The organism is Mesorhizobium sp. CNPSo 4671 (genome assembly GCF_057784245.1).
On the sequence record NZ_JBWLUW010000003.1, the window covers coordinates 125,659 to 147,315 of the forward strand.

A 21,657-nucleotide genomic window follows, 5' to 3' on the forward strand; every position below is an offset into this window, starting at 1 on the left:
ATTGCCTTTTGAGGAGACGTGACATGGCGACTTCGATCGAACGCGCAGTGCTTGCAGGTGGTTGTTTCTGGGGCATGCAGGATCTGATACGGCGCTACCCCGGCGTCATCTCCACCCGTGTCGGCTATAGCGGCGGCGATGTAGCCAACGCCACCTACCGCAACCACGGCACCCATGCCGAAGCCATCGAGATCAATTTCGATCCGGCCGTGATCAGCTATCGCACGCTGCTGGAGCGCTTTTTCCAAATCCACGATCCGACGACACGCAACCGTCAGGGCAACGACGTTGGGATGAGCTACCGGTCGGCGATCTACTATACGAGCGACGAGCAAAAGCGCGTCGCCGAAGACACCATCGCCGATGTCGATGCTTCCGGCCTGTGGCCCGGCAAGGTCGTCACGGAAGTCGCGCCGGCGGGTGCCTTCTGGGAGGCCGAACCAGAGCACCAGGATTATCTGGAGAAATATCCCAACGGCTATACCTGCCATTTCGTCAGGCCGGGCTGGAAGCTGCCGGTGCGCGAGAAGGCCGTCTCGTAAGGTTTGCGGATCGCTTTCCAGAAGCAAGGCGGCATAACTCCTGTGACCGCGTGAATGCCAACTGTCAGTCGCCGCTTGGCGATTGACAGTTGGTGGCGTTGCTGGCCAACTGCGTATGCTGATTTGCTTCAGGAGATACGCATGAAGAAAATCTATGAGAAGCCACTTCTGGCGAGAGGCGCGCGGCTTTCCGACGTCACCGCCACGGTGCCGTCTTCGATTGTCAAGGCTCCCTGACCGACCGACTTATTTTGCAAACCCGGCCAGGCCTGCCTGATGAGGCTGGCTTGCCGTTCGAATGTCCCTCGACGGGGGTTGGCATGGTTTGCGCCTTGAACGGCCGGTGCTTTTGAGCCCGCAGACCAGGTCGGGCCGGCTTTCCGCGGTGTTCGTGCTCGACATAACCCCTTACACCGGGCCGCTGTTGTCAGGATGGCTTGAAGCAGGCCATCTGATCGACGCGATTGTGGTGCCGGGAATCCGCCAACGCCAAAAACATTTTAGCGTCAGCAATTTTCGCCGAGGGCTGAGACGAAGATTGCAGCTCAAACGCTATATCGGCAACACGCCGGCAAGGCTGATCGAATTTGGCCGGCCCTATGATTGGGGCACACTCGCCAGCCAGTTGTCTGAGACCAAGGCCGATGTGTTGATCTGCTTCGCGTTTCCAGCACTGATACCACAGGATTTGCTCGGCACCTTTGCCAAGGGCGGCCTCAATCTTCACCCGGCACTGTTGCCCAACTACCGGGGTCCGCATCCTCTCCACCGCCTGGCCGTGGACGGCCAGCACGCCGTTCATGGCGGTGTGACGTTGCACAAGATGTCCGCCGATTTCGATGATGGCGACATTCTCGGGCAGGTGTCGTTTTCCGAAGCAGACTGGGTGTCGCTGCAGACCCTGACCGACAGCGTGGCGAGGGCGATGCGCGCGCTGGTGAGTGAGGTGGCTCCCGCCTACTGTAAAGGCAGCCTTTCGGGAATGCGGCAGCCGGCCGGTGATTTCGTCTGGGCGCGGCTGAAGGCGGCCCACACGATGATCTCGCCTGAGATGTCGATCGAGCATGTTGCCCTGATGTGGCATGTGCTGGGCACTGTTCCAGGCATCTATCTGGATGTCGCCGGGCACAAGGTCAGGCTGGGGTTCCAGATCAGGCGGCTCGGTCCGCCGACCGGACATGTGCCAGTCAGACGATGGGGGAGCGTGGAGTTCGATCTTGCCGACGGCAGGGTCCGGTATCTCACCTATAGCCGCCTGCTCAAACGGCTCGTGAAACTGCACGCCACGTTCGCGCGCGCTCCAGTCAGAAAGTCGCCCCCTGAAATCCGGCTTTTCGGCAAGGTGGAAGACGGGCAAGCGTGAGAGTTGGCGCAGTGCGTTGAAAAAAACGGCTTCCCCTTCGGTCCGAATGGTGCTTTAACGCGCCCATCCACAGGGGTGCTCCGTACGGTCGGGGCTGAGACGGGGGCGGCAAGCCCACAGACCCTAGAAGCTGATCTGGGTAATACCAGCGGAGCGAGGCGGGCTATGTTTTCAGGCGCACAGATTTCCCTATACCCCATGGCTGACGATTTCGTCGGCGTTATCCTGGGCGCGCTCGGCGCGCTCGATCCCTACCGGGACAGGCTCAGGATAGAGACCGACGACATCTCGACCTTGCTGGTCGGGCCGCCCGAAGTGTTGTTCCCGGCGCTGCGCGATCTGTTCGTGGCGGCGGCGCGGAGCGGCAAGCATTGCGTGCTGTCGGCCGCCATTTCGCGCGGCTGCCCGGGCGAGCCGGACGATCCGATCTGCCGCTCCGACGCGTTTGGCGGACCTGTCGGGCCGCTCGGCCCGCGCAAGGAAGCCGCAATCAGCGCGGTGCGCAATGCTGCCGCCACCGGCCAGCCGGCGGCGGCGCAATTCTCGCTCTATGTGATGGGCACCGGCGACCATATGGACGAGATCTACGGCTGCATCGATTTCCTGAAACAGTCCGGCGTCTACGATCGCTCCAAGAACTTCTGCACCAAACTGCGCGGCGATACCGGTGCGGTCTTTTCGGCGCTGAACGAAGCCTTTTGCCGCTTCGGGCCGGGCGCCGGCCACGTAACCCTCGACGTCACGGTTTCGGCCAACAGCCCGTCGGCTGTCTAAAACCAGGTGCGCTTCCGCGCGCCGTCAAAGGTTATGCCCGTGGTCTTATCATCAGTCGTGTCGCGCCCGCTCGCGGGCTCCCTTGCCAAGGCAGCGCCCGCCATCATCTCCATCGGGTTGCTCCTCGTGGCGTGGGAGCTCTACGCCACCTATTCCGGTATCAAGCCGACGATTCTGCCGGCGCCCTCACGCGTCTTCGAGCAGGCGATGCTCAATCGCGAGGCGCTGATCGACAACGCCATTCCCACCATCCGCGCGACGCTGATCGGCTTTGCCTGCTCGCTCGGCGCCGCCTTCGCGCTGTCGATGCTGGTCGACTTCTTCCAGCCGCTGCGGCGTGCGCTGTTTCCCGTCTTCATCGTCAGCCAGACCTTGCCGCTGGTGGCGATCGCGCCGCTGGTGGTGCTGTGGTTCGGCTTCGGGCTGGCGCCGAAGATCATGCTGGTGGCGCTGGTCACCTTCTTCCCGATGCTGGTGGCCCTGGTGCAGGGCTATGAGGCGACCGAGATCGAGATCGGCCAGATGCTGCGCGCCATGGGGGCAGGGCGCTGGCGTGTCTTCGTGCTGGCGCGGCTGCCTTCGGCGCTGCCCTATTTCTTCGCCGGCCTGCGGATCTCCATCACCTATGCCGTGGTCGGCGCCATCTTCGCCGAATATGCCGGCGCGGCGAAGGGGCTGGGCATCTACATGCTCAACGCCAAGAACAATTTCCGCCCCGATCTGGTGCTCGCCGCTGTCGGTGTCAGTGCCGCGCTGACGCTGATCCTGTTCGGGCTGACGGCGTTGCTGCAGCGCCTCGCCATGCCCTGGGAACGGGCCGGCCGGCAGCCGGCAGGGAAGGGGGCGCAGGGATGAGCCGGCTCGAATTGCGGTGTGTACGCAAAGCGTTTGGCGGGCTCGACGTGCTCGCCGACATTTCGCTCAGCGTCGGTGCCGGCGAATTCGTCTCGATCCTTGGGCCTTCAGGCGCCGGCAAGTCGACGCTGTTCCAACTCCTGACGGGTGCCGAGCATGGCGAGGGCGAGATGTTGTTCGACGGCGCGTCGCTCGACGATCATGGCAGGCATTTTGCCTTCATGCCGCAGCGCGACGCGCTGATGCCGTGGCGGCGCATCCTCGACAACGCGACGCTTGGGCTCGAAGTGCAAGGCATCAGGCGAAAGGCGGCGCGGGCGCGCGTCGCCCCGCTTTTTGCCGAGTTCGGGCTTGCTGGTTTCGAGCGGCATTTTCCGGCACAGCTTTCGGGCGGCATGCGCCAGCGCGCGGCGCTCTTGCGCACGGTGGTGCAGGAGCGCGACATGCTTTTGCTCGACGAGCCGTTCGGCGCGCTCGACGCGCTGACCCGCGCGGCCATGCAGCGCTGGCTCGAGCAGATGTGGCGGCACCATCGCTGGACGGCGCTGCTGATCACCCACGATGTGCGCGAGGCCGTGTTCCTGTCCGACCGTATCTACGTGCTGTCGGCGCGTCCGGCCCGTGTGTTGCGTGAAATCAGAGTGCCGTTGCCGCGCCCGCGCGATCCGACCGGCGCCGCCGCGCAACAGGCCAGCGCACTCGAGGCCGAGATCCTCGACATTTTGCTCAACCCGCAACCATCCAAAGGACATGACCATGACTGACTTGACGCGCCGGCAGGCCTTGCTGCTCACCCTCGCCAGCGGATTTCCGCTGATCGCCGGATCGAACCGCTCCTTCGCGGCAACACAAAAAGTCACCGTCGCGCTGGACTGGACGGTCAACACCAACCATATCGGGCTGTTCGTCGCCCGCGACAAGGGTTTTTACCGCGAGGCCGGCCTCGAGGTCGACATCCTGCCCTACAGCGACACCGGCGCCGGCACGCTGGTCGCCAACCGCGTCGCCGATTTCGGCATCAACGGCACGATCAGCCTGTTCACCCAGAAGACCGCCGGGGCCGATTTGAAGGCCGTCTATGCCGTGGTGCAGTCCGAAACCGGCCGCGTGGTCTTCAATGCCGCGCGCAGCGAGATCAAAAGCCCGAAGGACCTTGACGGCCTGACCTATGGCGGTTTCGGCAGCGCCTGGGAAAACGCGCTGATCTCGACCATCATCCGCCACGATGGCGGCAAGGGCAATTTCGAAACGGTGACTCTCGGCACCTCCGCCTATGAAGCGCTGGCCAACGGCTCCGTCGACTTCACGCTCGAAGTCTCGACCTGGGAAGGAGTCGAGGCCGAACTCAAAGGCATCAAGCAGCGCAGCTTCGTCTATGCCGATTACGGCGTGCCCGACGAACACACGACGCTGATCTCGTCGAGCGAAGCCTATCTGCAGGCAAACCCGGCATTGGCGGCGGCCTTTATCCAGGCAACGCGACGCGGCTATCAGTTCACCGTCGATCATCCCGGGGAAGCCGCCGCGCTGCTGATCGCTGCCAACAAGGATGCCCTGACCAACCCGGCATTGATCGAAGCGTCGCTGAAAGCGCTGATCGACGGACACTATCTACGCGGAGCAAACGGCGCCATCGGCACGATGGATCCAGCCAAGATGGACGCGATCGGCGACTATCTCTTCACCGCCGGCATTCTGCGCGACGCTGATGGCAAGGTTCTGACGAAGCGTCCTGATTTTGCGAGGTATTTCGCAAATCTGGACTTGGGATGAGGCTGGATACGCATCAATGGTAGCGCCCGGCCTACTCCGTTAGGTTGGCGTCCGGGGGGGTGTCCTGCCCCCCGTATGCTTTCGGAGGCGTCACCCCGTTTGATGCCGATCCGATCTTGCCGGTTAACCCCCCGGCAATGGTTGCGTGCAATGGTCCTTCCGAGGGATCATCGGGGTGCTTGCGTTGCTCACGTCAAAAAGTGAAGCGTTTTCGCATAGTAATGAGGGCGGATTTTTCTCCGCCGCGCGAAGGCATGACATACTGGTCGACCTGCGCGAGGGCTTCTTTCGCCTTTGTGCCCTGGCCTGCGCGGGGCTGTTCGTCTATCGCGGCGTGTCTCAGCTCGTGGACGACCCGACCCGGCTCAACGCCGCGCTGGTGGCGATTTCCGAGATACTCACTTTCACCTGGCTGCTTCTGTCGCGGCGTCCGGTGACGCGTGACTGGAACCTGCTTACGGTCATCGTCTCCGTGACCGCTAGTTTCGGTGTCGCGTTGGTCAGCCTTCAGCCTGGCATAGCGCTTGTTCCGGTCTATGTCGCCGCGCCGCTGCAGTTTGTTGCGCTGTTGTTTGTCATCTGGGGCAAGATATCGCTTGGCCGTTCCTTTGCGATCCTGCCTGGCAATCGCGGCGTGATGACGGGTGGCGCCTACCGGATTGTGCGGCATCCGATCTATGCCGGCTACCTTGCCGGCCATGTGCTCTATCTGTTGTCGGCCTTTTCCTTCCACAACCTCGCGGTGTATGCGGTCATCACCTATATGCAGCTGTATCGTATCCTGCGTGAGGAGGCCCTTCTGGCCGCTGAGCCGGAGTATCGCGCTTACATGGAGCGTGTGCGCTACAGGCTGTTCTACCGCCTATTCTGAGGGCAAGACTGTCGATTGAAAGGCTGGAGTGGCCGATCCTATTTGGCTTGTTTAGGGCGGTTCGCCTGCCGGAAAGCCGGTTCCCGCATTTCCTGAAACTGCTTCACGCCTGTCGACTGCCTGGTTTTCCAATGCCGCCCGCTGGGTTCTGCAGGTGCTGACGAGCACTGCCATGTGACCGATGTCCAATCTTCACGGCATGCGCCAAGCGGGATGTCTGTCAGCAATGACACGTGTGGCGATTCCCTATGGAATCGGCTTTCGTTCCAAATTATGAAATATATCGATGATTATCGCTCTCGATATAGAATATTTTTTACATATGTATTATAGTTTTATCACTTTTATAGTTTACGATTTTCAGAAATAAATACCATCATCTGTGCAAGTATGTGCCGATTTGAAACTGAAGCTCGCCTGCCGCGTAGCTAAATTTGCAGTCGGTGTACGCCGGCTGTCTTAGCGCAACGACAACAGGAGAGTGTCATGGCTTCTACCATCAAAGCAGTCGCCCGTGTGTTGGCGGGTAGTGCAATGGTCCTCGTTCTTTCCATGCCGGCAAGCACAGCTGGGCTCAGCGTCGGCGCCTCGGTGGGCGGCAACGGCGGCGTCAATGCCGGCGTTGGCGCTTCGTTCGGCGGTAGCGGTGGTGCCAACGCTGGTGTTGGTGCTTCTGTCGGTGGCGGCGGTGGCATCAATGCCGAGGCCGGCGCCAATGTAGGCGGCTCCAACGGCACCAGTGCCGGGCTTGGCGCTGCTGTCGGTGGCAGTGGTGACATCGATGCCGAAGCCAGCGCCAACGTCGGAGGCACCGGCGACATTGGCGCCGATGTCGGCGTGGGCATGGGTGGCGGCACCAATCCAAGCAATCCCACCCAACCGAGCCTGCCCGGCGTCGTGGCGCAGATGTCCAACAGCCAGGTGGCGCGCATGAAGAAGCGCTGTGTCGACGTGCTCAGCAGCGAAGGCGCCTATGACCGCGATCTGCGTCAGCTCTGCCTGCTGATTGCCCGCCGTTGAGGCCAAGACCGCCGGGAGTGGAAGTGCACAACCAGCCGTGAGGCTTTGACAGCACTCTCCTGGCCTCCGTCCGGTCGGAAGCCCGCCACTCAGGCGGGCTTCCTGCGTGTTGAGCGCTTTCCCGCCCTGTATCTGTCTGAGCCGTCTCATTCGCCGGCAAATATCCTTTCGCGTGGACGCCATGCCGCAATTGGCGGAACAGTAAGGCTGCCCGAGCGTTCTCGTCTCGAAACACCGCATGCGGCGGTGCTCTAACCGGCGCATCAGCGCCTAATAGGAGCGGGAACCATGAGCTTGGGCACTATACTCATCATCATCCTTGTCATTGCGCTGCTGGGCGGCTTCAGCGGGCTCGGCGGCGGACCGTTCTATGGAACCGGCTACTATGGCGGCGGCGGGCTCGGGCTTGTGCTGCTGATCCTCATCATCCTTGTCGTGCTAGGGCGGATTTAGAGGCTCGCAAGACTTCGGATCATCGCGATCTCGTGACTGCCAAACAAAGGGAGCGCACCGGATCGTGATGGAAGCAAGCCGGCTTGTGATCCGAAATCCGGCGCGAATCTCGTATATTGATTTCGGTCCACACCCCCCGTGGAAACAAGAGGAGAGGGTCCCACCCCTTCATCCTCCTCCAAGGCCCGCTCCGGTATCCGGAGCGGGCTTTTGCGTTGAAGCCGAGGGAGCCGGCTGGCGTCGAGACAGTTGAGTTTGCGGAAGGCTGCCCACAATGCCCGCAACACTCAGAACGACACCCTGCGAAATTCGCGATGATCTTTACGTTCTGCGGCGGATGGTGGCGGCTCGTGGCCATATCGAGACCATCCAGGGCATAGATGCGTTGATCGGCATCGCCGAAGCAGAGGCGATCAAGGTCATCCGCCGCATCGATCGCGCGGCCTGAACGGAATTGGATCAGGATCGAGGCGCTGGCGGGAAGGCAGGCCTCCTGGTAGCGGCTCTTACGCCGCGCGCGGCACCCGTGAGGTGAACGTTGCCCGGGTGACCGAGACGCTGGTGCCGTCGTTGTCGCTGATGACTTCCACCTTGGCTTCGAGCTGTTTCACCAGCGCCTCCACGATGGCTGTTCCAAGGCCGGTGGCCGGTACGTCGTTCGCGATCTTGCCGACGCCATTGTCCGAAACCGTCAGTTTCCAGTCGCTGCCCGCGGTCTCGTAGCTCACCTGGATCCGAGCGCCGTCCTTTTCCTTGGGGAAGGCATATTTGATGGCGTTGAGCACCAATTCGGTGACGATCAGTCCGAGGCTGACTGCCTTTTGCGAATCCATCCTGCCGCCTTCGGTCGTAGCGGTGACTTCGATCGGCTGGGCCTCGCCAACCATCGAAGTGGCGAGGCTGCCGCACAGTTTCGAAAGGTAGGAGCCGACATCGATCTCGTCGATGCCGACCGAGGTGTGGAGATGGCGCTGCACTTCGGCCACGGACAGGACGCGTTGATGGGCGTCCTTGAGATGCTGGCGCGTCTCTTCAGAAGTGACCGAGCGCGCCTTCAGCAGCAGGATGCTGGCGATGATCTGCAGGCTGTTGGCAACCCGGTGCTCCATCTCGCGCAGCAGCACGTCCTTTTGGTGGAGCAGATCTTCCGTGCGCTTGAGCAGTTCCTCTTTCTCTCTCTCGATCACCCGACGGGCGGTGATATCGTTGAAGGCGAGAAGGATGGTGATCGCTGAACTGTGGTCGTAAAGCACCTTGCGGGCATTGAGCAGCATGGTGCGGCGGCCGATCCGCGGGAAATCATGCTCGACCTCGAAGCCGTCCATGGCGGTCTTCTCGGGAATAATGGTCTCCAGCAGCAGGCGAAGGGCCGGAATATCCCACTGGCCGTCGCCTAGCGCGTAGAGCAGCGAGCCCTGGGTTTGCGCGGGGTCGACTTCAAATGTCTTGTAGAAGGAGCGGCTGGCGGCCAGCACGCGAAATTTCTCATCGAGGACCAGGAACGGCTCGGTGATCGTGTTGACGATCGCCTGCGCCAGCGTCTGCGCATCCTCGATATTCGCGATGGGTTGAAACATGGGCAAAAGCCAGACGAGTGGCGTTCTGCCGCTCTGAGGGTTGATGTTACACCTTTGCCGCGCCGTTGTCGCGAAGTGAATCGCCGGCCACGATGACGTGATGTCCCGTATTGTCACGGAAAAGGCGGGCACTCGGCCCGCCTTCGTCCAGCTGTTCATCCAGGCCTTAGCCCAAATCGCGGTGCGTCAGTTCGCGCCGCCGAGCTGCTTGGTCATCTTGCAGAAATCGTCATGCGACTTGGCGATGGCCTTGTCGCCGCATTCCTTCGTCATGCCTGCGCGGTCTTCTTCCTTCATGGCCATCCAGGCGGTCTTGAATTCCTTTTCGGACTTCATGGTCTTCATGCCGGAGTCCGTATAGAAGGGCGCCATCTTTTCAGGATTGTCGAGCGCGGAGGTGCCACTGGCAGCGGCCAGCGCCGAACCGGTCATCATTGCAAGCGCCATCGCGCCCATCGTGAGCATCTTGAAGTTCATTGGGGAATTCCTTTCGTAGAGGTCATTGGAATAAACGACCTGCAGATAAACGGCTTCGAGAGAAATCTGTTCCTATATGTGAATATAAATTAAAATCATTTTTTATTTTCTCGACCCAGCCAAGGCGGCCGGCTACTCCATGGCCGGCACGTCGCCACTGACAAAAAGCGTGGTCGGCGGTCCGTAGTCGCCAAGTGTCGGGTCGGCATCGCGGCTCCAGGCGATGACGCCGACATGTTTTGGCGCCAGAGCCCTCGCGGTGCGTATGGCGCGGTCCTCGCTCTGCTGGTCGGCTGGGCCGAAGGCCGGAAACAATTCACCGTCCTCGCCGCGATCGAACGCGACCACGACGATCAGCTTCGGATTTTTGTGCTCTGTTGAATGGGACATGGTGCTCCTTCGACGGGAGCCTATCACACTGTCGGGACCCACTGCGGGCTTTCTAACCTGTCTTGGTATCGCATTGACATGAGGTTTATGGCCATATATTGAACAGGACTATACAGGTTCACTGAACAGGTATGAATATGAAGCGGCGCGCGGTTCAACTGTCTCCCGGCACGGGCAAGCCCGAGCAGATCGCGACCGTTCTGGAGCATGAAATCCGCTCCGGCGTGCTCGGCTTCGGCGATCGCCTGCAAAGCGAGAACGAGCTCGTCCAGCGTTTCTCCGTCAGCCGAAACACGGTCCGCAAGGGCCTCGAGGAACTGTCCAGCCGCGGGCTGATCACCACCAAGGTCGGCATCGGCTCCTTCGTCACCTTCGATGGCAAGCCGGTTGACGATTCGATCGGCTGGTCACGGGCGCTCGCCAATGCCGGCGCCAATGCCGAGACCAGGACGTTGCGGCTGGAGGTCATCGAAGATGCCGATCTCGCTGCCTTGCTGGAGATCGAAAGCCCGTTCTTCATCGCCGTCGACCGGGTGCGCACCAATGCCAGCGACGGCCATGCGATCTCCATCGAGCGCAGCCGCCTGCCGTTGTCGCCGGAGCTGGAGGATGTGCCGCTACGCGGCCTGCGCGAAGGCTCGCTGCACCAGACGCTGCGTGGCGCCGGCCTCATCCCCGACCATGGCGAGGAATGGGTCGGCATCGAGATGCTCAACGCCGAGGATGCGGCGATCCTCGGTTGCCCGCAAGGCACGCCGTTCCTGCGCGGCCGCCGGCTGACGCGTGCGGCCGACGACCGGCCGATCGAATATGTTACCAGCCTGCTCAATCCCGCGCATTTCGCGCTGCATATGAGGTTCTGAGCGATGCCGGACAATCTCACTCTTGACCGCGCAATGGGTGCGCTTGTCGGCGGAGCGCTGGGAGACGCGCTCGGCATGCCGACGCAGCTTCTGTCGCCGGCCCGAATTGCCGAACTCTACGGCCATGTCGAGGATTTCATCGCGCCCTTCGCCGACCATCCGGTGTCGAAGGGGCTACTGGCCGGCACCATCACCGACGATACCGAACAGGCGCTGCTGCTTGGCCGCATTCTGGTCGAATCCGGCGAGCGCTTCGATCATGCGCGCTGGGTTAACGCGCTGCTCGACTGGGAGCGCGAGGTGAAGGCGCGCGGCAGCTACGATCTGCTGGGTCCTTCGACCAAGCGTGCCATCGACGCCATCAACAATGGTGTGCCGGCCGAGGAAGCGGGGCGCAGCGGCGACACCAATGGGGCTGCGATGCGTATCGCGCCGGTCGGCATCATGATGCCGCTGGAGCCGCTCGATGCATTCGTCGCCAAGGTGGCGGAGACCTGCCGGGCAACGCACAACACCTCGATCGCCATAGCATCGGCCGCAGCGGTTGCGGCCGCCGTCAGCCGCGGCGTTGCCGGGGGTGACTGGCGCGCCGCCTCCGACAGTGCCATTGCTGCGGCGCGGCGAGGGGCGACGCTTGGCCATTGGGTGACCGGCGGCGACATCGCCGCGCGGATCGTCTGGGCGCAGGATCTGGTGCGCGGCAAGGTGACGAGAGATGCGATCCGACTGATCACCGATCTGGTCGGCACCGGCGTCGCCAGCCAGGAATCTGTTCCGGCGGCCTTCGCGGTGCTGGAAGTCGCCGACGGTGACCCCTGGCAAGCGGCTGTTATCAGCGCCAATCTCGGCGGCGACACCGACACGATCGGCGCCATCGCTGCCGGCATGGCCGGCGCCTGCACGGGCTTTTCACGATTGCCTGGGGATCGCGTAGCCGGCCTCAAAGGCATCGACATGGCGGAGGTTCAGGCGTTAGCCGCCGATCTTGTGGCGACACGGATCTCCAAAGGCCGCCCTGACAAGACCGACTTAGGCAAGACTGGCCCAGACAAGGACGCGGCGGCATGAGCGGGCGTCTCGTCCATATCGGCAGCGCGGTGGTCGACTATGTCTACCGCATCGACGCCTTGCCGGCGCCGGGCACCGAGAAGACGGCATCGAGCTTTGCCCAGGTCGCCGGCGGCGGCTTCAACATGATGGTGGCGGCCAGCCGCACCGGCATGAAGGTGGTGTTCGGCGGTCAGCTCGGCAGCGGGCCGAATGGCGATTTCCTGCGCGCCGCCTTCGCTGCCGAGGGCATCGAGACGCTGACGCCGCCATCGCCTGCGATGGACAGCGGCAATTGCGTCGCCATGATCTCGAGCGACGCCGAACGCACTTTCGTGTCGTGGCCGGGCGCGGAGAGCATTCTCACCCTCGACATGATGGCACCCGTGGCAGTAGCGCCGGGTGATTGGGTGTTCACCTCAGGCTATGCGCTGAGCTATGCGGGCAGCCGCGACGCGCTCACCGATTGGATCGAGGCGCTGCCAGCAAACATTCCTTTCGTCTTCGACCCGACGCCGGTCATTTCAGACATTCCGCGCCCCGTCCTGTCGCGGGTGCTTGCCCGCACCGCATGGCTGAGCTGCAACGCGGCGGAAGCCGCCGAAATTGCCGGTCAGGGCGATGTCGAGAGCCTCGCGGCGCGGCTGCTTGCCGCGCATTGTCCGCAAGCGGCCGGTGTCGTCATCCGCTCTGCCGCCAAGGGATGCCATATCAGGCTGGCCGACGGCACGGCGCAGACCGTCGCCGGGTTCAAAGTCGATGCCGTCGACACCAACGGCGCCGGAGACACCCATATCGGCGCTTTCGTCAGCGCGCTGGCGCGGGGCGTGCAGCCTTTTGAAGCGGCGCGCTACGCCAATGCGGCGGCCGCCATTTCGGTCACCCGCCATGGCGGTTCATCGGCGCCCAGCCATGCCGAAATCCAGACTTTCCTGAGCCAGGCCGCCGCGACCGGCGCGCCGGGCCAGAACCAGAAGGCCCATCAGACAGCCTGACAAGCCCCGCCAAGCGGGCAAACAAAGAGAGGAACCAACATGCGCATGCCAAGACTGACTGCTCTCTTGACGGCGACCGCCGTCTTCACCACCGCACTCACGCTGGCCGCCAGTGCCGCCGAAGTGCATGTGCTCAACTGGAAAGGCTACGGCGCCGACGAACCCTGGGCCGTAGCGGCTTTCGAAAAGGCGACCGGCAACAAGGTCGTCAACGACTTCTTCAATTCCGAACAGGAAATGCTGACCAAGATCCGGACCAATCCCGGCCTCTACGACGTGGTCATGATCAACGCCGCCTTCAACGACCAGGCGATGGCGGAAAAGCTGATCCAGCCGATTGATGTGTCGAAACTGCCGAACTATGCCGACATCAGCAAGGACAAGGCCGGCTCACCGATGCTCGACCATGACGGCAAGGTCTATGGCGTGCCGTGGGTGTGGGGCCTGACGGCGCTCGCCATCAACGAAAAGTCCTTCGACAAGCCGCCGACATCGATCGCCGAAATGTGGGATCCCGCGCATAAGGGCCGCGTCGTCATTCGCGACGACGCGGTCGAGGCGGTGCAGTTCGGCGCCATCGCCACCGGCCAGAACATCAACGACATCAAGGATATGGATGCGGTCAAGACGAAGCTCACCTCGCTGATGCCGCAGATCAAGACCTTCTGGAGCTCGGAGAACGACTGGAACCAGATGGTCGCTTCCAACCAGATCGACATCGGCACTTACTGGAGCGGTTCGGCCGACCGTGCCAAGACGCATTTCAAGCTGCCGGTTTCGCTTGTCATCCCGCAGGAGGGCGCCGTCGCCTGGCTGGATGCCTTCTCCATTCCGGTCGGCTCCAAGAACGTCGAAGGCGCGCAGGCCTTCATCAACTGGATGATCGACCCGAAATTCTATGTCGAATGGGTCACCAAGGTCGGCGCTCCCGTCTCGGCCAACACCAAGGCGGTGGAAGCGCTGCCCGAGGACGCCTTCAACCGCAAGGTGATGGGCGATCCCGAGGTCGCCAAGCGCATCCAGTTCCAGGCGCCGATCACCGACGCCCAGCGCGAGGCCTATCTGGCGCTGTGGCAGCAGCTCAAGGTCGACGTGAAATAAAGCTCACGTCCGAACCAGCCGGCGGTTCGCGCCGGCTGGTCCTTCAATCCTGGGGAGGAGGGTCTCATGGCAGTGGAGGGAGCGACCGCATCGCGCAGCGGACTGAGATCGGCTCTGCCGCTGTTGGCGCCGGCCTATCTCTGGCTGACAGTGGCGATCTTCCTGCCGCTTTCGGCCATGGTTTTCTTCTCCTTCATGACCGATCTGCCGCTGTCGGGAAAGCCCTGGGCTTTCACGCTTGGCAACTACGCCGCCTTCTTCTCGCAGAGCCTTTATCTCACGCTGCTGCTGGCCTCGCTGCGGCTTGGGCTAGAGGTGACTTTGTGGTGCGTCGTCATCGGCTATCCCGCCGCCTATGTGCTCGCCAAGGTGCTGAAGGGACGCAGTCGCGAGGCGATTTTTCTCCTCGTCATCCTGCCCTTCTGGTCGAACGGACTGGTGCGCATCTTTTCCTGGGCGATGGTTTTGCGCGAGGGGGGCATCCTCGATACGGCGCTCAACGCCGTGCTGCCGTTCAAGATCAACATCGATCTGATGTATTCCTATCCCGCCGTCATCATCGGCCTGGTGCACTCCTACGTGCCCTATATGGTGCTGACCTGCTATCTCACCTTGCAGGCGATCGACGACTCGCTGATCGAGGCCGGGCGCTCGCTCGGCGCCTCGCGGCTGCAGGTGCTGAAGCGGGTGATCATCCCGCTGTCGATGCCCGGACTGGTGGCGGGCGCGGCACTGATCTTCGTGCCCGTGGTAGGCTCGTTCATGGAGCCGCGCATTCTTGGTGGGCGCACCGGCACCTTCTACGGAACAGTGATCGAGGACCAGTTCGTCGCCGTCTTCAACTGGCCGCTGGGAGCCGCGCTGTCCTTCATCCTGCTGGCCGTCGTGCTGGTCATCCTGGCGGTCGCCTCACCAGTGCTGCGGAGGGCCGCGTGATGATGACGACCCGCATCCTCGAATGGTTTGGCCGCCTCTACATCTTCCTGCTGCTCGCCTTCCTTTATCTGCCCATCATCATCATGGCGCTGATGTCGTTCAACGTCTCGCCCTTCTACCAATTGCCGTTCGAGTGGACGACGGAATGGTACGCCTCGCTGTGGCAGAACGACCAGCTGATATCGGCGACCTGGAACAGCCTCGAGATCGCAATCATCACCACCATCATCAGCGTGGTGCTGGGCTCCGCGGCGTCGCTGGCACTCTATCGCTATGAGTTTCGCGGCAAGAAAGTGCTGCAAGCGCTGCTGTTCCCGCCAATCGCCATTCCGTGGCTGATCACCGGCACGGCGATGCTGATCTTCTTCTTCGGCGTCGGCATCGGTCGCGGCCTGTTCGCCATCCTGCTTGGCCATGTCGCGCTGGCGCTACCCTATGTCATCGTCGTCGTCTCGGCCCGCCTGCAGACCTTCGCGCCGGAACTGGAAGAGGCGGCGCGCTCGCTCGGCGCCAACCAGTGGCAGGTCACAATGCGGGTGACGCTGCCCTGGATCATGCCGGGCGTCATCGCCGGCGGGCTGTTTGCGTTTGCCGTGTCGTTCGACCAGTTCGTCGTCTCCTACTTCCTGTCGACGCCCGGCCAGACGACGCTGCCGGTCGAAATCTACGCCGCGATCCGCAAGGGTTTTACGCCCGAGATCAACGCGGTCTCGACCATCATCATTGTCGTGTCGATGGCGCTGATGCTGCTCACGGCGCGGTTCTTCAAATTCGGCGGAGAGAAATAATGGCCGGCGTGCAGGTATCCAACGTCTCCCGCAGCTTTGGCGCGCACAAGGCGCTGGACGATGTCTCCATCGATTTCGCCGATGGTGGGTTCTACGCGCTGCTCGGACCATCAGGCAGCGGCAAGACTACGCTGCTGCGCCAGATCGCAGGTTTCGATTTTCCCGATACCGGCCGCATTTCCATCGGTGGCGAGAGCGTCGAGCGCGTGCCGGTCGAAAAGCGGCGCATCGGCATGGTGTTCCAGAACTACGCGTTGTTTCCGAATATGAGCGTCGCCGACAATGTTGCCTTCGGCCTGTCGGTGCGCGGTGAGGCCAAGGCGGTGATCGCAGCGGAAGTGCAGCGCGCGCTTGACCTCGTGCAATTGGGCAAGCTCGGCGGCCGCCGGCCGCACCAGCTCTCCGGTGGCCAGCGCCAGCGCGTCGCGCTGGCGCGCGCCATCGTCACCAAGCCGCGCGTGCTGTTGCTCGACGAGCCGCTCGGTGCGCTCGACAAGGCACTGCGCGTCGACATGCAGATCGAGCTCAAGCGCATCCAGCGCGAGATCAGCATCACCACCATCTTCGTCACCCACGACCAGGAAGAGGCGCTGACGATGAGCGATCGCATCGGCATCCTGCGCGACGGCAGGATGGTGCAGGAGGGGCCGCCGGAGGAAATCTACGACCGGCCGAAAAGCGAATTCGCCGCGACCTTCCTCGGCGACGCCAACATTTTTCGCGGCGACTCGACGGGTAATGGCATCAGGCTGCCGGATGGCACGGCGATCGCTGCCGGCGTGGGCGCGACGCTTGCCGCCGGCGCCAAGGCCAGCTGTGCCGTTCGGCCCGAACGCATCCGCATCGCCACCGATGCCGGGGCTTTGGATAGCGATGCCAACATGCTGAAGGGCCAAGTCTCGAAGCGCATTTTCGCCGGCAACAACAGCACGTACTTCGTCGAGCGTGCCGGCCAGACGCTGAAGGTCATCGTGCAGAACACCGGTGCCGACAGGCTGGCCGAAGGGCAGGATGTGGTGCTGCGCTGGTCGCCGGAAAGTACGGTGTTGATTGCTGCGAGCTGATCCTCGTTCTGGCTCTTGCCAGATAGCAGGCAATGAGGAACAGCATAGCCGGGCATAAGCCCGGAGTTTTCCGATGACACTGGAATTGACCGCGCAGGACCGATCCATGCTCGATGGCGAGCAAGGCCTGTCGGCCGCCGCCGCGATGAAAATCCTCGTCGCCTTTTCCAACGCGATCGGCGCACAGGGCCTGCTCGACATCATGGGCGCTCATATCGATGGCTGCCTCTATCACGGCAAGGCCGGGCTCGATTTCGTCGAACGGCTGGTCGAGGGCGGCGGCCGCGTGCAAGTGCCGACGACGCTCAATGTCGGCTCGTTCGACCTCATCCATCCCGGCATGGTGAAGATGCCGGCAGCGGAAGAGGTGCCGGCGCGGCGGCTGATGAAGGCGCATATGGAACTGGGCTGCCAGGCGACCTTTACTTGCGCGCCCTACCAGACACGCTTCCGGCCTGAATTCGGCCAGCAGATCGCCTGGGGCGAATCCAACGCCATCGTCTTCGCCAATTCGGTGATTGGCGCGCGCACCAACCGCTATGGCGATTTCATCGATTTGTGCTGCGCCATGACCGGACGCGCGCCGGCCTGGGGTCTGCATCTCAGGGAAAACCGGCGTGGCCGCATCCTATTCGAACTGGCCATTCCTGACGCGGAGCCGAGCGACAGCCTGTTCGTCGGTGTCGGGCTGATCATCGGGCAAGCCAGTGGCGACCGGATACCGGTGATCTCAGGCGTGCCGAAGCCGCGTGACGAGGATCAGTTGAAGGCACTGGGCGCGGCGGCCGCGACGACCGGTGCCGTGGCGCTGTTTCATGCGGTCGGCATCACGCCGGAGGCGAGAACGCTCGATGAGGCGTTCCAGGGTCATGCACCGGAAGAGACGATCCGCATCAGCCGCGCTGATATTGACCACGCGTTGGCCAGGCTGTCCGGAGTGCCCGACGGCGCAACGCTGGCGGCCGTGTCGCTCGGCACGCCGCACTTTTCCCATGAGGAATGGATGCGCCTGTTGCCGCTGCTGCGCGAGGCAGCACCGGGCAGGGGCATCCCGATCTATGTCAACACCGGACGCGCGACGCTGACGCGGCTGCAGGAGGAAGGCGCGCTGGCCGGCATGGAGGCGTTCGGCCTGATCCCGGTCGCCGACACCTGCACCTATGTCACCTCCATCCTCGAGCGGCTCGACGGCGTTGTCATGACCAATTCCGGCAAATGGGCGCACTACGCGCCGGGCAATATCGGCGTGACCGTCGCCTTTGCCGACATGAAGGATTGCATCCGCTCCGCCGCGGTCGGGCATGTCGTGCGGAGTGCCTCATGACGCGGTCGGCAGAACGATCCGGCAGCTTCCAGCTGGTCGGCGAGGCCGAAGGCCAGGCGCTGGTGTTTTCGCAGCCGCTCAGCTTCTGGGGCGGCATCGATGCCGAGACCGGCGAGATCATTGACCATTCGCATCCGGGCCTTGGCCAGAATGTCGCCGGCATGATTCTCGTCATGCCGAGTGGGCGAGGGTCGTCGTCCTCGTCCTCGGTTCTGGCCGAAGCGATCCGTAGGGGGACAGCGCCGGCGGGTATCTTGATGGAGCGTCCTGACCCGATCCTGGCGGTGGGCGCCATCGTTGCCGAGTTTCTTTATGGGATCAGCATGCCGCTGGTGGTGTGCGACGCTGCCGGACTTGTTTCCGGCGACAGGGTAGCGATCGGCACTGGTGCGGACGGCCGGGCGATCGTCAGAGCTAAAACAGAAAGCTAGCCGCTCAGATCTCCGGGATATTCTCCTTGAAGATCACCTGCAGCCTTGGCTGGTGCAATTCATAGGGCAGCCCCCGGACCGCATGGGTCAGCGTGTTGAGCGCCTCGCGCGCCTCGACGCGTGGGTTCTGGTCGATGACCGCGTCGAGCGTGCCGTCGAGCAGAAGATCCTTGGTGCCGTCCGTCACTTCATGGCCGAGGAAGACCATGGATTGCGCGCGGCCGCGCTCCTTGAGGGCGCGGGCGATGCCGGTGTTGCCGGCGCCGACATTGTAGATCGCGGCAAGATCGGGGTGCCGGTCCAGAAGCGCTGACGCCTCCAAATAGGCCTTTTCGCGGTCGTCGAGCATTTCGCGCATCTCGACGATCTCGAGATTGGGGGATTCCTCGGTCAATATGTGCCGGAACCCCATCTCGCGCTCCTCATGGCCGCGATAGGAGAGCGAGCCGGCGAACAGCGCCACCTTGCCGGGGCGTTCCGGCCCCATGAAGCGGTTGAGCAGATAGCCGGCCAGCCGGCCGGCGGCGCGGTTGTCGATGCCGATATAGGCGACCCTCGGCACATGCAGGATGTCGGAGGCGATGGTCACCACCTTGACGTCGTTGGCCGACAGCGAGCGGAGCGCCTCGCGTACCGTCGGATGGTCGAGCGCGATGACGCCGACGCCTTGCGTCTGTCCGCGCAAATCCTGCAGCAGGCGGGCGAGCCGGTCGGGATTGAAGCCTTCTATGGTGGCGATGTGGACGTCGAGATCCGGTCGCGCCAAAGCCTGCGCCTCGATGTGCCGGTGCAGCATCTTGATGAAGGAATTGGTGCCGGCCGGCAGCGCGAAGTCAAGCCGGATGACCTCGCCGGGCGAGGGTTTTGGCGGGGTTCCGTTCGGGCCTTCGGCGATGTAGCCGAGGCGCTGCGCCATTTCGAGCACAATCTCGCGCGTGCGCGCCCTGACCCCAGGGCGGTTGTTCAGCACGCGGTCGACGGTGGCGGCGGAAACGCCGGCTTCCCGGGCTATGTCGGTCAGGGTGGAACGCACCGTCTTTCATCTCCTCAACGCATCAGGATCACGCAATGCCGGCAGCCGGCCCGATGGCCACGACTCCTCGCCATCGGCGATTCTGATGGGAAATGATGTATCCGGCCTTGGCCGAAGCGCAAGCCGCCGGGCTAAATCAGGTCGCCCGGCACGGCTGTTCCGGGACGGGAAGACACATTTCCCATCAAATCGAGGCATCTGGAGCGGTATATGGACCCCGGTATGACGCATTTCCTCGCCTCGTTGCGATGTTGTGAGGTATTTTGATTATTTATGATGTTGACAGCCTTCCGATCCTGCCGTCAATATCCCTCATGGGCTCGTGGAGGAAACATTGAGCCCTGAGGGAGGAATTCCAATGTCTGATCTGATCCGCATATCGCGGCGCCGGTTGCTGGCGTCCGGAGGAAAGGCGGCGGCGTTCGTGGCCGCGGCCGGTATCGCACCGCAATTCATTCGTCCCGGCCGCGCCTTTGCGGCCGACGCGCTGGCACCGGGCATGATCGGCGGCCCTACCGGCTTCGAGGGTGCCGAGCGTTACCAGTATGGCGCCGACACGCCGGAAGGCCGCGCCATCGAGGCGGCCAAGGCGCTGAAGGGCGCCGGCAAGGCGCCGGCCAAGATCGTGCTCGGCCTGTCGGACGGTTCGATCGGCCAGCTGACGCAACCTTTCCCGGCCGGCGCGCCGTCGATCAAGGAACTCTGGGAAAAGGAGACCGGCATTCCGATCGAGATCGTCGGCCTGCCGAACGGCCAGGAATTCACCAAGACGATGCAGGACATCTCCACCAAGGGTGGGGCCTATGACATCTATTCCACCGAATGGAACCGCCTTGGCGATCTCGCCGAAACCGGCGGTATTGCCAAGCTCGACGACTTCGTCGCCCAGTACAAGCCCGAATGGGACGATCCCAAGACCGGCTATGTCGACGGCGCCAAGGGCGTGTCGCTGCTCAACAAATATCGCGGCTCGAACTATGGCGTGTCGCTGGACGGCGACTTCCAGACCTGGGTCTACCGCACCGATTTGTTCGGCGACGCCGCCGAGCAGAAGGCCTTCAAGGAAAAATACGGCTACGATCTGGCGCCGCCCAAGACCTGGAAGCAGCACGGCGACATCGCCGCCTTCTTCCAGCGTCCCGACAAGGGCCTGTTCGGCTCGACCGATTTGCGCAACCAGGGCTGGGGCTACACCAACTGGTACCAGCGCTATGTCTCGATGGCGTCGCCCAACCAGTTCCTGTTCGGCGACGACGGCAAGCCGCTGATCAATTCCGAGCATGGCATCGCCGCCACCAACGAATATGTGGAATCGCTGGTCCATCATTCGCCGGATGCGATCTCGTGGGGTTGGCCGGAGCAGTATGGCAATTTCGCCAAGGGCGGTGCGGCGATGACCTGCGCCTTCTCCAACCTGCCGAAATTCCTCGACAATGCCGGCAACAAGGATTCCCAGGTCACCGGCAAGATCGGCTCGATGCTGCCGCCCGGCCGCGAGATCGACGGCAAGCTGATCAGCCGCTCGGTGCTGTGGTTCTCGCTGACCGGCATGGTCTCGTCGCAGTCAAAAAACCCTGAGGTGGCCTACCTCCTGCTGCAATGGCTCGGCTCGGCCCGCATCTATGCCTGGATGAGCGCTAATCCCGGCGGCTATCTCGATCCGTTCCGGCTTTCGGATTTCTCCGATCCGCTGGTGCGCCAGACCTATCATGCCTACCACATGGATGTGGTGCGCGAGACGGTTGCCCGCACGGTGCCGACCATCAACTATCCCGGCGCCACCGCCTTCCACAATGCGCTCGACGAAAACCTGATGGCTTCTCTGACCAAGGCCAAGACCGCTGAACAGGCGATGGCCGACACCGAGACCGAGTGGAAGAAGATCGCCCGGCGCATCGGTGAGGACAAATTGCTCGAAGCCATCAGAACCAACAAGGAGGCCTGGCCGACCGTTCTCGATCCGATCAGCTGATCCATCTC

Annotated in this window: 24 protein-coding genes and 1 riboswitch; of the genes, 20 read left to right on the forward strand and 4 right to left on the reverse strand. The window is 62.8% G+C overall.

Annotated elements, in window-relative coordinates; genetic code table 11:
- Nucleotides 1-23: 23 nt before the first annotated feature.
- The 10 genes from msrA (at nt 24) to AC04SF_RS08870 (ending at nt 8,099) form a co-directional block, all read left to right on the forward strand.
- Nucleotides 24-542, forward strand: a complete 519-nt coding sequence (gene msrA, locus AC04SF_RS08825; protein ID WP_322415066.1) for a peptide-methionine (S)-S-oxide reductase MsrA — start codon at nt 24-26, stop codon at nt 540-542.
- A 385-nt stretch (nt 543-927) separates the two neighbouring features.
- Nucleotides 928-1,905 (forward strand): formyltransferase family protein, encoded by a 978-nt coding sequence (locus AC04SF_RS08830; protein WP_488477467.1) that lies wholly within the window; start codon nt 928-930, stop codon nt 1,903-1,905.
- Nucleotides 1,906-1,966: 61 nt separating this feature from the next.
- A riboswitch (TPP riboswitch) is annotated at nt 1,967-2,080 on the forward strand.
- Nucleotides 2,071-2,679, forward strand: a complete 609-nt coding sequence (locus tag AC04SF_RS08835) for a YkoF family thiamine/hydroxymethylpyrimidine-binding protein (RefSeq protein WP_096447745.1) — start codon at nt 2,071-2,073, stop codon at nt 2,677-2,679. Its footprint overlaps the riboswitch before it by 10 nt.
- Before the next feature lie 33 nt (nt 2,680-2,712).
- Nucleotides 2,713-3,534, forward strand: coding sequence for an ABC transporter permease (locus tag AC04SF_RS08840; protein WP_488477468.1), 822 nt, complete (start codon nt 2,713-2,715; stop codon nt 3,532-3,534).
- Nucleotides 3,531-4,298, forward strand: coding sequence for an ABC transporter ATP-binding protein (locus tag AC04SF_RS08845; protein ID WP_488477469.1), 768 nt, complete (start codon nt 3,531-3,533; stop codon nt 4,296-4,298). The genes AC04SF_RS08840 and AC04SF_RS08845 overlap by 4 nt, the downstream gene beginning before the upstream one ends.
- Entirely contained in the window at nt 4,291-5,307 is a 1,017-nt protein-coding gene (locus AC04SF_RS08850) for an ABC transporter substrate-binding protein (RefSeq protein WP_488477470.1), read from the forward strand. Before AC04SF_RS08845 ends, AC04SF_RS08850 begins: the two co-directional genes overlap by 8 nt.
- A gap of 175 nt (nt 5,308-5,482) precedes the next feature.
- Nucleotides 5,483-6,178, forward strand: a complete 696-nt coding sequence (locus AC04SF_RS08855) for a methyltransferase family protein (protein ID WP_488477471.1) — start codon at nt 5,483-5,485, stop codon at nt 6,176-6,178.
- 486 nt (nt 6,179-6,664) lie between these two features.
- Nucleotides 6,665-7,198, forward strand: a complete 534-nt coding sequence (locus tag AC04SF_RS08860) for a hypothetical protein (RefSeq protein WP_488477472.1) — start codon at nt 6,665-6,667, stop codon at nt 7,196-7,198.
- A 288-nt stretch (nt 7,199-7,486) separates the two neighbouring features.
- Nucleotides 7,487-7,651 carry a DUF3309 family protein gene (locus tag AC04SF_RS08865; RefSeq protein WP_202353493.1) on the forward strand — a complete coding sequence of 55 codons (165 nt, stop codon included), beginning with the start codon at nt 7,487-7,489 and terminating at the stop codon, nt 7,649-7,651.
- Between the two features lie 274 nt (nt 7,652-7,925).
- The gene (locus AC04SF_RS08870) at nt 7,926-8,099 is read left to right on the forward strand and encodes a hypothetical protein (protein ID WP_488477473.1); all 174 of its coding nucleotides are present in this window, start codon (nt 7,926-7,928) and stop codon (nt 8,097-8,099) included.
- 58 nt (nt 8,100-8,157) lie between these two features.
- Here the strand turns inward: AC04SF_RS08870 and AC04SF_RS08875 are convergent, their stop codons facing one another.
- From AC04SF_RS08875 to AC04SF_RS08885, 3 genes are all read right to left on the reverse strand, one after another.
- A complete protein-coding gene (locus tag AC04SF_RS08875) occupies nt 8,158-9,228 on the reverse strand; it encodes a sensor histidine kinase (protein ID WP_488477474.1) in 1,071 nt (356 codons plus the stop codon).
- Nucleotides 9,229-9,414: 186 nt separating this feature from the next.
- The gene (locus AC04SF_RS08880; RefSeq protein WP_096447731.1) at nt 9,415-9,705 is read right to left on the reverse strand and encodes a hypothetical protein; all 291 of its coding nucleotides are present in this window, start codon (nt 9,703-9,705) and stop codon (nt 9,415-9,417) included.
- A 132-nt stretch (nt 9,706-9,837) separates the two neighbouring features.
- Complete coding sequence (locus AC04SF_RS08885; RefSeq protein ID WP_488477475.1) at nt 9,838-10,095, reverse strand: hypothetical protein; 258 nt, start codon at nt 10,093-10,095, stop codon at nt 9,838-9,840.
- A gap of 137 nt (nt 10,096-10,232) precedes the next feature.
- On the opposite strand from AC04SF_RS08885, the gene AC04SF_RS08890 reads away from it, so the two are divergent.
- From AC04SF_RS08890 to AC04SF_RS08930, 9 genes are all read left to right on the forward strand, one after another.
- Nucleotides 10,233-10,958 carry a GntR family transcriptional regulator gene (locus AC04SF_RS08890; RefSeq protein WP_095203906.1) on the forward strand — a complete coding sequence of 242 codons (726 nt, stop codon included), beginning with the start codon at nt 10,233-10,235 and terminating at the stop codon, nt 10,956-10,958.
- A gap of 3 nt (nt 10,959-10,961) precedes the next feature.
- Nucleotides 10,962-12,026 (forward strand): ADP-ribosylglycohydrolase family protein, encoded by a 1,065-nt coding sequence (locus AC04SF_RS08895; protein WP_488477476.1) that lies wholly within the window; start codon nt 10,962-10,964, stop codon nt 12,024-12,026.
- Nucleotides 12,023-13,000, forward strand: a complete 978-nt coding sequence (locus AC04SF_RS08900; protein WP_488477477.1) for a PfkB family carbohydrate kinase — start codon at nt 12,023-12,025, stop codon at nt 12,998-13,000. Before AC04SF_RS08895 ends, AC04SF_RS08900 begins: the two co-directional genes overlap by 4 nt.
- Nucleotides 13,001-13,039: 39 nt before the next feature.
- Nucleotides 13,040-14,101 carry an ABC transporter substrate-binding protein gene (locus tag AC04SF_RS08905; RefSeq protein ID WP_475438435.1) on the forward strand — a complete coding sequence of 354 codons (1,062 nt, stop codon included), beginning with the start codon at nt 13,040-13,042 and terminating at the stop codon, nt 14,099-14,101.
- Between the two features lie 66 nt (nt 14,102-14,167).
- A complete protein-coding gene (locus tag AC04SF_RS08910) occupies nt 14,168-15,037 on the forward strand; it encodes an ABC transporter permease (protein WP_488477478.1) in 870 nt (289 codons plus the stop codon).
- Entirely contained in the window at nt 15,037-15,825 is a 789-nt protein-coding gene (locus tag AC04SF_RS08915; protein WP_488477479.1) for an ABC transporter permease, read from the forward strand. The genes AC04SF_RS08910 and AC04SF_RS08915 overlap by 1 nt, the downstream gene beginning before the upstream one ends.
- Nucleotides 15,825-16,889, forward strand: a complete 1,065-nt coding sequence (locus tag AC04SF_RS08920) for an ABC transporter ATP-binding protein (RefSeq protein ID WP_488477480.1) — start codon at nt 15,825-15,827, stop codon at nt 16,887-16,889. The genes AC04SF_RS08915 and AC04SF_RS08920 overlap by 1 nt, the downstream gene beginning before the upstream one ends.
- A 73-nt stretch (nt 16,890-16,962) precedes the next feature.
- Nucleotides 16,963-18,213 carry an aconitase X gene (locus AC04SF_RS08925; RefSeq protein ID WP_488477481.1) on the forward strand — a complete coding sequence of 417 codons (1,251 nt, stop codon included), beginning with the start codon at nt 16,963-16,965 and terminating at the stop codon, nt 18,211-18,213.
- Nucleotides 18,210-18,644, forward strand: a complete 435-nt coding sequence (locus AC04SF_RS08930; RefSeq protein WP_488477482.1) for an aconitase X swivel domain-containing protein — start codon at nt 18,210-18,212, stop codon at nt 18,642-18,644. Before AC04SF_RS08925 ends, AC04SF_RS08930 begins: the two co-directional genes overlap by 4 nt.
- Nucleotides 18,645-18,648: 4 nt before the next feature.
- On the opposite strand, the gene AC04SF_RS08935 is transcribed toward AC04SF_RS08930, so the two are convergent.
- Complete coding sequence (locus tag AC04SF_RS08935; protein WP_488477483.1) at nt 18,649-19,677, reverse strand: LacI family DNA-binding transcriptional regulator; 1,029 nt, start codon at nt 19,675-19,677, stop codon at nt 18,649-18,651.
- A 358-nt stretch (nt 19,678-20,035) separates the two neighbouring features.
- On the opposite strand from AC04SF_RS08935, the gene AC04SF_RS08940 reads away from it, so the two are divergent.
- Entirely contained in the window at nt 20,036-21,649 is a 1,614-nt protein-coding gene (locus AC04SF_RS08940) for an extracellular solute-binding protein (RefSeq protein WP_488477484.1), read from the forward strand.
- The last annotated feature ends 8 nt before the right edge of the window (nt 21,650-21,657 follow it).

What these genes read in the sequence shown, in the direction of transcription:
- AC04SF_RS08930 (WP_488477482.1), top strand. Translation starts at nt 18,210, where the DNA reads ATGACGCGGTCGGCAGAACGATCCGGCAGCTTCCAGCTGGTCGGCGAG.
- AC04SF_RS08940 (WP_488477484.1), top strand. Translation starts at nt 20,036, where the DNA reads ATGTCTGATCTGATCCGCATATCGCGGCGCCGGTTGCTGGCGTCCGGA.
- AC04SF_RS08900 (WP_488477477.1), top strand. Translation starts at nt 12,023, where the DNA reads ATGAGCGGGCGTCTCGTCCATATCGGCAGCGCGGTGGTCGACTATGTC.
- AC04SF_RS08870 (WP_488477473.1), top strand. Translation starts at nt 7,926, where the DNA reads ATGCCCGCAACACTCAGAACGACACCCTGCGAAATTCGCGATGATCTT.
- AC04SF_RS08840 (WP_488477468.1), top strand. Translation starts at nt 2,713, where the DNA reads ATGCCCGTGGTCTTATCATCAGTCGTGTCGCGCCCGCTCGCGGGCTCC.
- msrA (WP_322415066.1), top strand. Translation starts at nt 24, where the DNA reads ATGGCGACTTCGATCGAACGCGCAGTGCTTGCAGGTGGTTGTTTCTGG.
- AC04SF_RS08850 (WP_488477470.1), top strand. Translation starts at nt 4,291, where the DNA reads ATGACTGACTTGACGCGCCGGCAGGCCTTGCTGCTCACCCTCGCCAGC.
- AC04SF_RS08875 (WP_488477474.1), bottom strand. Translation starts at nt 9,228, where the DNA reads ATGTTTCAACCCATCGCGAATATCGAGGATGCGCAGACGCTGGCGCAG.
- AC04SF_RS08860 (WP_488477472.1), top strand. Translation starts at nt 6,665, where the DNA reads ATGGCTTCTACCATCAAAGCAGTCGCCCGTGTGTTGGCGGGTAGTGCA.
- AC04SF_RS08905 (WP_475438435.1), top strand. Translation starts at nt 13,040, where the DNA reads ATGCGCATGCCAAGACTGACTGCTCTCTTGACGGCGACCGCCGTCTTC.
- AC04SF_RS08915 (WP_488477479.1), top strand. Translation starts at nt 15,037, where the DNA reads ATGATGACGACCCGCATCCTCGAATGGTTTGGCCGCCTCTACATCTTC.
- AC04SF_RS08910 (WP_488477478.1), top strand. Translation starts at nt 14,168, where the DNA reads ATGGCAGTGGAGGGAGCGACCGCATCGCGCAGCGGACTGAGATCGGCT.
- AC04SF_RS08925 (WP_488477481.1), top strand. Translation starts at nt 16,963, where the DNA reads ATGACACTGGAATTGACCGCGCAGGACCGATCCATGCTCGATGGCGAG.
- AC04SF_RS08835 (WP_096447745.1), top strand. Translation starts at nt 2,071, where the DNA reads ATGTTTTCAGGCGCACAGATTTCCCTATACCCCATGGCTGACGATTTC.
- AC04SF_RS08920 (WP_488477480.1), top strand. Translation starts at nt 15,825, where the DNA reads ATGGCCGGCGTGCAGGTATCCAACGTCTCCCGCAGCTTTGGCGCGCAC.
- AC04SF_RS08895 (WP_488477476.1), top strand. Translation starts at nt 10,962, where the DNA reads ATGCCGGACAATCTCACTCTTGACCGCGCAATGGGTGCGCTTGTCGGC.
- AC04SF_RS08890 (WP_095203906.1), top strand. Translation starts at nt 10,233, where the DNA reads ATGAAGCGGCGCGCGGTTCAACTGTCTCCCGGCACGGGCAAGCCCGAG.
- AC04SF_RS08885 (WP_488477475.1), bottom strand. Translation starts at nt 10,095, where the DNA reads ATGTCCCATTCAACAGAGCACAAAAATCCGAAGCTGATCGTCGTGGTC.
- AC04SF_RS08865 (WP_202353493.1), top strand. Translation starts at nt 7,487, where the DNA reads ATGAGCTTGGGCACTATACTCATCATCATCCTTGTCATTGCGCTGCTG.
- AC04SF_RS08880 (WP_096447731.1), bottom strand. Translation starts at nt 9,705, where the DNA reads ATGAACTTCAAGATGCTCACGATGGGCGCGATGGCGCTTGCAATGATG.
- AC04SF_RS08845 (WP_488477469.1), top strand. Translation starts at nt 3,531, where the DNA reads ATGAGCCGGCTCGAATTGCGGTGTGTACGCAAAGCGTTTGGCGGGCTC.